Here is a 9,409-nt window from a genome sequence, read left to right on the forward strand (position 1 = left end):
TTATATTTAACGTTAGAAGATTGTAATAAGCGGAATAAAAGAAAAAGCCCCGTTTATTTAATTCAGCGTTTGATGCCACTGGCGCTGCGGTTATTTCTTCCGCCCTTACAACAGGCTCTCGAGTATAGCACTATAACCGCTTTCCATTATACCGGTCTGCAAGTCTTCCTGCATGCTCAGGCTGTTGCCAGCTCATTGGCAATCATCTCGGCTTGTTTCAACACCCTTTCCGTCGCCAGTAATTGCATGTCTGGCGGGTAACCGAATTGGCGTAGCGTGCGTTTCACGATCACTTTCAGCTTGGCTTTTACGCTTGCCTTGATGGTCCAGTCGATCGAGGCATTTTGGCGCACCCGTTGAGTCAGTACGATGGCCAGTTCACGCAGCTGGTCATTTTGCATCAGCTCACGGGCGCTGTCGTTGCTGGCGACGGCGGTGTAAAAAGCATACTCAAATTCGGTTAAATCAAGTTTCTTGATTTCTTTATCGGAAGCCACGATTTCCTTGCTGATCTTGATCAGTTCTTCAATGACTTCAGCCGCCGTCAATACCTTGTTGTGATATTTCTTGATGGCATTCTCCAGCATCTCCATCAGCGACCGGCTTTGTGTCAGATTAACCCGGGCACGCAGTTTCAGTTCGTCGTTGAGTAGCTTTTTCAGTACTTCCAAAGCGACATTTTTGTGCTGATAGTCTCTGAGTTCCGCCAGGAAATCATCGGATAGAATCGAAATGTCCGGTTTCTTGATGCCGGCGGCGTCAAAGATATCGATGACCTGTTCCGACACCAGCGCCTGGTCGATGACCTGCCGGATCGTGGTTTCGATGGCTTCATCGGTTTTGCCGCCACCGCTGCCATCGAATTTCGCCAGACGCGCTTTCACCGCTTGCTCATGCGGGATAGCAATGGCAAACGCCTGCGACAATGCGGTGACTTCGTTGATATAGCGTTTCTTGCCATCGTCCAAGCCAAGAATGTGATCTTCAGCCGCCAGAATGAGCGCCAGCTTTTGGGAAGTATCCGCTGCAAAATAATTTTCATATGCAAAACCGTGATACAGCGCGGATACCACTTCGAGTTTCTCCAGCATGAGCTGCGCTGCCTGTTCCTGCATCAACGCCGGATCGCCTTTGCCGCCGGAATCGGAATAGAACGACAGGGCTTCCCTCAAATCCGATGCGATACCGAGGTAATCCACCACCAGCCCGCCGGGCTTGTCGCCATGCACACGGTTCACCCGTGCGATGGCCTGCATCAGGTTGTGACCTTTCATGGGTTTGTCGATATACAGCGTGTGCATGCCCGGCGCATCGAATCCGGTCAGCCACATGTCGCGCACGATCACCAGTTTCAATTCGTCGTTGTCATCCTTCATGCGCTCGGCGAGCGTTTTGCGTTGCTGCTTGGTGGTGTGGTGTTTCGCCATGACCGGACCATCGGAAGACGCCGCCGTCATCACTACTTTGATCACGCCTTTGTTCAGATCATCGGCATGCCAGGCTGGCCGCAACTGGATGATCTGGCCGTAAAGCTCCGCCGCAATGCGGCGCGACATGCAGACAATCATGCCCTTACCAGCAAACACTTCCTGCCGTGCTTCAAAATGGCTGACGATATCCTGCGCGATATTTTGAGTGCGGCGTTCGCTGCCGATCAGCGCTTCCATCTGCGTCCATTTGGCTTTGGCTTTCTGGGTATCGGTCAGTTCATCCTGATCCAATTCATCATCCAATTCCTTGATTAGTTTCCTGCCTTCCTCGCTCAGCGCGACTTTCGCCAAGCGGCTTTCATAATAAATACGCACGGTAGCGCCGTCTTCCACCGCCTGCGCAATATCGTAGATATCCACATAATGACCAAACACCGCGGGGGTGTTGACATCGGTTTTCTCAATCGGCGTACCGGTAAAACCCAGATAAGTGGCATTGGGCAACGCATCGCGCAGGTACTTGGCAAAACCGTATACCGTTTTCTTGCCAATTACCTCACCGCCGGCATTCTTGTCATCCACCGTCTTGGCCGAGAAACCGTATTGCGTGCGATGCGCTTCATCGGCGATCACCACGATGTTGCGCCGGTTGGAGAGTTCTTCGTACATATTGCCTTCGTCCGGCTGGAATTTCTGAATCGTGGTGAAGATCACGCCGCCGGAAGCCACGCGCAGCAATTCCTTCAATTGCTGGCGGTTTTCGACTTGCCTGGGTTCCTGCCGTAGCAGTTGTTTGCAGGCGGCAAAAGTATCGAACAGTTGATCGTCCAGATCATTGCGATCGGTAATGACCACAATCGTCGGATTATGCAGCGCCAGCACGATCTTGCCGGTGTAAAAAACCATCGACAATGATTTTCCGCTGCCTTGCGTGTGCCACACGACACCGGCTTTTTTGTCGCCTTTCGGTTGTTGCGTCACATCCGGCAACCCATAGCTGACCGGGCTTTGCATGACTTTGTAAGCTGCGCTCATATCGGCGGCACGCAAGGTAGAAGCCACGACGGCATTCACCGCATAATATTGGTGATAGGCGGCAATCTTTTTGACCGTATGGATACTGATTACACCGCTGCGCGGATCTTCTTTCTTGGATTTTTCAAACACCACGAAATGCCGCACCAGATCGAGCAGCGTTTTTTTGTTCAGCATCCCATTGATCAAAATTTCCAATTCAATCCGTGGGGGCGCATTGTATGCGCACTCGTGGGTATCATGAAAATCATCCGGGCGCATGCAATGCGCCCCAACATTATCGGGAATTTTCCACGTCATAAAACGGCTGAAATCCGCCGACAGCGAACCGGCCTTGGCTTCCAATCCATCGGAAATAATCAGCAACGCGTTGTAGGTAAACAAACCGGGAATAGCGTGCTTGTATGTGCAGATTTGCTGGTACGCGGATTGCAGAGTGGCATTTTCATCGGCGGCATTCTTAAGTTCGATCACCGCCAGCGGCATGCCATTGACGAACAGCACCAGATCCGGGCGCTTGTTCTGGTTGTTCTCGATCACGGTGAACTGACTGGTCACGACAAATTCGTTATGGCCGGGGTTATCGAAATCAATCAGCCAGACGATATCGCCGCGCTCGTTGCCATCTTGCTGGGTGCTGACCTTGACGCCTTCGGTGAGCAGGCGATGAAAGGTTTCATTGTTAGAGAGTAATTCGGGGGAATGAATGCGCTCAACTTCTTTCAAGGCAGCCTGCAAGACCGTGCTTCCCATGCCGGGATTGATGGGTTGCAGTGCTTTTTGCAACCGGCCGGTCAACAATACTTGATCGTAGCGAGTGCGTTCGGGACGATTGCCGTCGGGGGCGATATCCGGTGCGTGGATATGGCTGTAACCAAGCTGCTCGAATAGTTGTATCGCTAATGCTTCGATGGCAGATTCGGTGAGTTTAGACATGATAAGTATCCGCTTCCCAGCGCTGCGGATTGGTTTGAATATATTCTGCGATTTTCAGGTAAGCATCCTCGTTGCGGATAATGTGCTCGTAATAATTGCGCTGCCAGATGCGTTGACCGGATGCGCCCGGCAACGCATTCACCCGTTTCGTCACAGACGATTTAAACCCCCGCACCACATTCCCCACCGTCGGGGCGCGTTGAATGGTTGATGCAGCGGGAGCGGGTTGAATGATTGATGTCGGCGATAGCACCGTAGGGGCGCGTTGCACGCGCCCTGGTTGTATACGCGCCGGTTGTTCATCCGAATCCACATGCATTTCATTGGGGCGGATGTAGTCCTGGCAGGTGCAATTGGGGCCGATGCAATCTGGGCGCGTGCAACGCGCCCCTACGAGTTGGATGATGCCGTGGATGTGATTGGGCATGATGACAAATTCTTGCAATGCGATTTGGTGGCGGATCTGTCCTGTTTTGTGCCATTCTTCATTCACGATGTTTCCCGCTGCATTCAGCATCATAACCCCGTCAACAATTTCTCCGAACAACGGTACCCGGTCATGTGTGCAAATGGTAATGAAATAAGCCCCGGCCTGCGAATAATCATACCCTGGCAAACGAATCGAACGGCGGCGATGGAGGTTCGGGTTGAAGGTCATGTTTTTGTGGTGATGGGGGCGTCGTAAGGGCAAATGATTATTTGCCCTTACGATTGGCCCCTACGGATTATTGCCATTGATCAAATTGATGATGACTTTCACGATGGTGTCTTTTTCCTCCGGTTTGCTCTCGGCAATCAATAATGTAAAGGCCACCAGGGCATTATCGGCGATACGTTTCTCTCCTTCAGGATTGAACAGATAATCATGGCGCGCTAGAAACCAAACAAACAGTGCGGCGGCAATGCGTTTGTTGCCATCGGAAAAAGAATGATTCTTGACGATGAAATACAGCAGATTGGCGGCCTTCTCTTCAATACTGGGATAAAGCTCCTTGCCATCGAAGGTTTGGTCAATGGTTTCCAGCGAACTTTTGAAGGAATCATCTTTTTCGTTGCCGAATAGCCCGCCCAATTTTTCTTGTTCGCGCCACAACTGGATTTGCTGGATCGCCTCATCGTAGGCAATTCTGCGCTGTCCGGTTTGCTGGATTCCCGTGACCTGCAAACGCTGATGATCGTAATCGTCCAGCACCGTCAATGCGTGGCTGTATTTTTCCAGGATCGACAGAATGCCTTGCGATTCGGAAACAGTCAGGTTTTCTTGTTGGAACAGACGTGAAGACAAGGCAATCGCCTGCTTTAAATCCGCGAGTTTTTGTTGTTGTTCCTGAAGTTTCTGTTCATTCAGCGCATAACCTTGCACCAAGTATTGCTTGAGCACGGAACTGGCCCAGATGCGGAACTGCGTGCCTTTCTTGGAATTGACGCGATAACCGACGGAAATGATCATGTCCAGATTGTAATGCTCAATCTCGCGATTGACCGTGCGCTTGCCTTCCTGCCGAACTATCCGGAAATTCCGGATAGTTGCCTCAGCGGCAAGCTCCTGCTCAGCCAGAACATTGCGGATATGCTCATTGATGGTGCGCACATCCTTGTCAAACAAATCCGCCAGTTGACGCTGAGTCAACCAAACCGTGTCTTGATCCAGCGTAACCTCAAGCTGCACGCCGCCATCTGGCGATTGATAAATAGAAATCTGGTCTCGAGTATTCATACTTTTATGCGGTGTTGTAGGGGCAAATGATTATTTGCCCCTACGGATAATCAACCCGCACCTCGCCGCTCATCAATTTGGGGAGCAGGGTATCGCGGAGGGTTTCGAGGGTGCGGATTTGTTTTGAATTAGAATTCATTTTTAGAAAAAATGACTCAACTATTTTATTGAATTCATTAAGCTTGTAATTATCTGGAATTATTATTTTGAAGCTTAATAAATCAGTTTTTTTTAAATGCGGGATCGTTGTGCCGACACTTGAATTGATAATCTGATTCTGTACGTCTCCGCTTCGTAAAAATAAAAATAAGTAATAATTGCTTACATAGTTTTTATTTACTCGTAAAGCAATCATGTCTTGAGCAATGCAGAAATCAACTGGATTTGGAGCCAAATTTACACACCCAGGAGTGCCTTTATTTACAAAAATCAAATCTCCGGGTTCAGGGTGAGAGCGGAACCAATTGTTATATGTTTCTTCACTTATGTATCTAATCTTTTCGTATGTTGGGAAGATATTGTTATTTTTGACGCAGTTTGTCGCAATTAGTGGTATTCCAATTTCACTTGTTGGCGCTGTTTTGCCTCTATTATCTACAACAAATTCAAGAATATCCTTTAACTCTTTTTCCTCCCAATCATTCTCTGCTTCTTCCACAAACCACTGCCTGAACAGCGTTTCAGCTAGGGCTTCGAGGGTTTTGTTCTAGCGGTGCAGCAGGTCGATTTTGTCGTCCAGGCTGCCGAGGACGGAGGCGATGGTTTTTTGTTCTTCTATATTGCTAGGCAAAATAATTGGAAGTTCTCTTTGGGCTGTTATCCCAACATAAGCACGTGTAGATCCACTATCGCCATGATTAGCTAAAGTATCTTGAAATGCAGGAGAGTCAAAAAAATATTTTAGGTATTTATTGTTCAGTAAATTCTTATTTTTTATCCGGTAGTAAGTTACTTGAGGCGTTAGCATAATGTATGGAGTTTGAATCTTACCAACGATAGCTGTTCTCCCTAAAGAAGCTTTGTGTGTAAGCAATACATCATCACTGATAGAAAATCCTTTGTTTAGAGAATCTGCTTGTTCTTTTGTGATGAATTTGCAGTTCACCAAATCAACTTTGCCATTATTTATATCAGTGGCCATTACGAATGGAACACCCGTTTCTACGAAATCAGAACCTTTGGGATGTATCTCTCCATGATTACCATCTAGCGGTTTATCAATAATTTTATTTTCTACTAGCTGTTCAACTGTATATAGCTTCCAAGCTGAGGGGATAGTTCCCATCTCTGTTTCTTGCCACTCACTCACACTTTTATCCTCGCCAGACTCTCCACAATCGCTCGGTTCAACGCTTCTTCTTCCTGCAACTGTGCCTCAAATTCCGCTTTCAACGCGGCAAACCGTTCGGAAAAAATAAAATCGTCCTCTTCGTCCGGCAAGCCGACGTAGCGTCCTGGTGTCAGCACGTAATCGAATTCGGCGACGCGGGAAATCGGCACCGACGCGCAAAACCCCCGCACATCCCCGTAGGGGCGGATTGCATCCGCCCTAATTGCATCCGCCCCGATTTCATTCATCCCCATTCCATCCACCGCATCATCGGGGCGCGTACCATCAGGGCGCGTGCAACGCGCCCCTACGGGTTCATTTGCCGGATTGTGTGGCAATGCATCCGTACAACGCCAGGCATGGTAGGTACGGGCAATTTTTTGAATATCGTCGTGCGACAATTCCCGCGTGCGACGGTTGATCAAATGTCCAAGATTACGCGCATCGATGAACAAGATTTCATTTTTACGCGGATGGTCGTTGTTGCGTGCGCGGTTCAGAAACCACAGCGCCGCCGGAATTTGTGTATTCAAAAACAATTTGGCGGGCAGGTTGACGATGCAGTCGATCAGATTGCCGTCGGTGATCAGGCGTTTGCGGATGTCGCCTTCGCCGGAGGTTTTCGAGGTCAGCGCGCCTTTGGCCAGTACCACACCGGCGATGCCGCTGGGCGACAGGTGGTAGACGAAATGCTGCAACCAGGCGAAATTGGCGTTGCCGGGCGGTGGAGTGCCATACTGCCAGCGCGCATCGCCACGCAGTTGCTCGCCGCTCCAGTCGCTGACGTTGAACGGCGGGTTGGCGATGATGAAATCGGCTTTGAGGTCTTGGTGCGCGTCATTCAGGAACGAGCCTTCGTTGTTCCATTTGACTTGCGAGCTGTCGATGCCGCGGATGGCGAGGTTCATTTTCGCCAGCCGCCAGGTGGTTTGGTTGCTTTCCTGCCCGTAAATGGAAATGTCGCTGATGCGGCCCTGGTGTTCTTCGACAAACTTTTCCGATTGCACGAACATGCCGCCTGACCCGCAGCACGGATCGAATACCCGGCCTTGGTACGGTTCCAGCATGTTTACCAGCAATTCGACGATGCTGCGCGGGGTGTAGAACTGGCCGCCTTGCTTGCCTTCGGCCAGTGCGAATTCGCCGAGAAAATATTCGAACACATGACCGAGCACGTCGCGGCTGCGCGCTTTGGCATCACCCAGGGCGATGTTGCCGATCAGGTCGATCAATTCACCCAGTGACGTGGGGTCGAGGTTTTGCCGCGCATAGACTTTGGGCAGCACACCTTTGAGCGAGGGGTTTTCCTGTTCGATGGCATCCATCGCGGTATCGACATGCAGGCCGATATCCGGTTGCTTGGCGCGCGCCACCAGATACGGCCAGCGCGCTTCGGCGGGAACGAAAAACACATTTTCCGCCTGGTACTCGTCCTTGTCTTCCGGGTCGGCTCCGGTCAGTTCGCCTTCACCAGTTTCAAGCCGACCGTGCAATTCCTCAAACGCGTCGAAAATATATTTGAGGAATATCAGTCCGAGTACGACATGCTTGTATTCCGCCGCATCAATATTTTTTTGGAGCTTACAAGCGGCTTTCCACAGTTGTTTTTCCAGCGGTTCTTGTTTGATTTCTTTCGCAGCTTTCGCCATGAGCAGGCCTGATTTTCGTGATTAATGCGCGCTGAAGCAATGCCAATCCGTCAGGCCATACTTTATTCGTCCAGTTTTTTCTTCAAGATGGCATTGACTTGCGCGGGGTTGGCCTTGCCTTGGGTGGCTTTCATGATCTGGCCGACCAACGAGTTGAAGGCTTTTTCCTTGCCGGCGCGATAGTCGGCGACTTGCTGTGCGTTGGCGGCGAGGACTTGGTCGACGATTTTTTCGATGGCGCTGTCGTCGGAAATTTGCTTCAAGCCTTTGGCGGCAATGATGGCATCGACATTCTTGTCCAATTCGCCGTTCCATAGGCTTTCGAACACTGTTTTAGCGGCTTTGCCGGAGATCGTGCCGTCGCCGATGCGCGTCAGCAGCGCCGCGAGCTGGGATGGATTGACCGAGCAGGCGCTGATGTCGATGCCTTCCTTGTTCAATTGCCCGTTGATGTCACCCATGATCCAGTTGGCGCACAGTTTGGCTTGTGCGGGCAACTGTTTGACGGCGGCTTCGAAGTAATCCGCGGTTTCACGCGAAGCGGTCAGCACCGCGGCATCGTAAGCGGACAGCCCGAATTCGGCGACATAACGGTCGCGGCGCGCTTGTGGCAATTCCGGCAATGCGGATTTGACTTGCTCGATCCAGCTTGCGGAGATCTCCACGGGCAACAAATCCGGGTCGGGGAAGTAGCGATAATCGTTGGCGTCTTCCTTGGTGCGCATGGTGCGGGTTTCGTCTTTGTTGGCGTCGTACAGCCGGGTTTCCTGGCGGATCGCGCCACCGTCTTCGAGGATTTCGATCTGCCGCCGGGCCTCGTAATCGATGGCTTTTTCCAGGAAGCGGAACGAGTTCAGATTCTTGATTTCGCAGCGCGTGCCGAGTTTTTCCGTACCGCGCGGACGCACCGAAACGTTCGCATCGCAGCGGAACGAGCCTTCCTGCATGTTGCCATCGCAGATGCCGATCCAGCGTACCAGTGCGTGCAGTGTTTTGGCGTACGCCACCGCTTCCGCGCTGCTGCGCATGTCCGGTTCGGAGACGATTTCCAGCAGCGGCGTACCGGCGCGGTTCAAATCGATGCCGCTCATGCCGTGAAAATCCTCGTGCAACGATTTACCGGCGTCTTCTTCCAAGTGCGCGCGCGTCAGGTGGATGGTTTTTTCAGTACCGTCGATTTGAATCGCGATGGTGCCGCCTTGCACCACCGGCAATTCGTATTGGCTGATTTGATAGCCCTTCGGTAAATCGGGATAGAAATAATTCTTGCGCGCGAAAATGGACGGCGAATTGATTTTCGCGCCGACCGACA

General features: G+C 51.1%; 7 protein-coding genes. All 7 read right to left on the minus strand.

Annotation, left to right across the window (positions count from 1 at the left end):
• Positions 1-176: 176 nt before the first annotated feature.
• Positions 177-3,401 (minus strand): type I restriction endonuclease subunit R, encoded by a 3,225-nt coding sequence (locus K2P83_RS03195; RefSeq protein ID WP_292926435.1) that lies wholly within the window; start codon positions 3,399-3,401, stop codon positions 177-179.
• Positions 3,394-4,059 (minus strand): transposase, encoded by a 666-nt coding sequence (locus tag K2P83_RS03200; protein ID WP_292926436.1) that lies wholly within the window; start codon positions 4,057-4,059, stop codon positions 3,394-3,396. The genes K2P83_RS03195 and K2P83_RS03200 overlap by 8 nt, the downstream gene beginning before the upstream one ends.
• A 60-nt stretch (positions 4,060-4,119) precedes the next feature.
• Positions 4,120-5,118: a virulence protein RhuM/Fic/DOC family protein gene (locus tag K2P83_RS03205; protein WP_292926437.1), complete on the minus strand. Its 999-nt coding sequence runs from the start codon at positions 5,116-5,118 to the stop codon at positions 4,120-4,122.
• A 40-nt stretch (positions 5,119-5,158) separates the two neighbouring features.
• Positions 5,159-5,776 (minus strand): restriction endonuclease subunit S, encoded by a 618-nt coding sequence (locus K2P83_RS03210; protein ID WP_292926438.1) that lies wholly within the window; start codon positions 5,774-5,776, stop codon positions 5,159-5,161.
• Between the two features lie 48 nt (positions 5,777-5,824).
• The gene (locus tag K2P83_RS03215; RefSeq protein WP_292926439.1) at positions 5,825-6,427 is read right to left on the minus strand and encodes a restriction endonuclease subunit S; all 603 of its coding nucleotides are present in this window, start codon (positions 6,425-6,427) and stop codon (positions 5,825-5,827) included.
• The gene (locus K2P83_RS03220) at positions 6,424-8,097 is read right to left on the minus strand and encodes a class I SAM-dependent DNA methyltransferase (protein WP_292926440.1); all 1,674 of its coding nucleotides are present in this window, start codon (positions 8,095-8,097) and stop codon (positions 6,424-6,426) included. The genes K2P83_RS03215 and K2P83_RS03220 overlap by 4 nt, the downstream gene beginning before the upstream one ends.
• A gap of 62 nt (positions 8,098-8,159) precedes the next feature.
• Positions 8,160-9,409, minus strand: a 1,250-nt coding sequence (gatB, locus tag K2P83_RS03225) for an Asp-tRNA(Asn)/Glu-tRNA(Gln) amidotransferase subunit GatB (protein ID WP_292926441.1), incomplete at its 5' end; no start/stop codon positions are given.

The sequence above is a fragment of the Nitrosomonas sp. genome, from assembly GCF_019752415.1.
Taxonomy (GTDB): Bacteria; Pseudomonadota; Gammaproteobacteria; order Burkholderiales; family Nitrosomonadaceae; genus Nitrosomonas.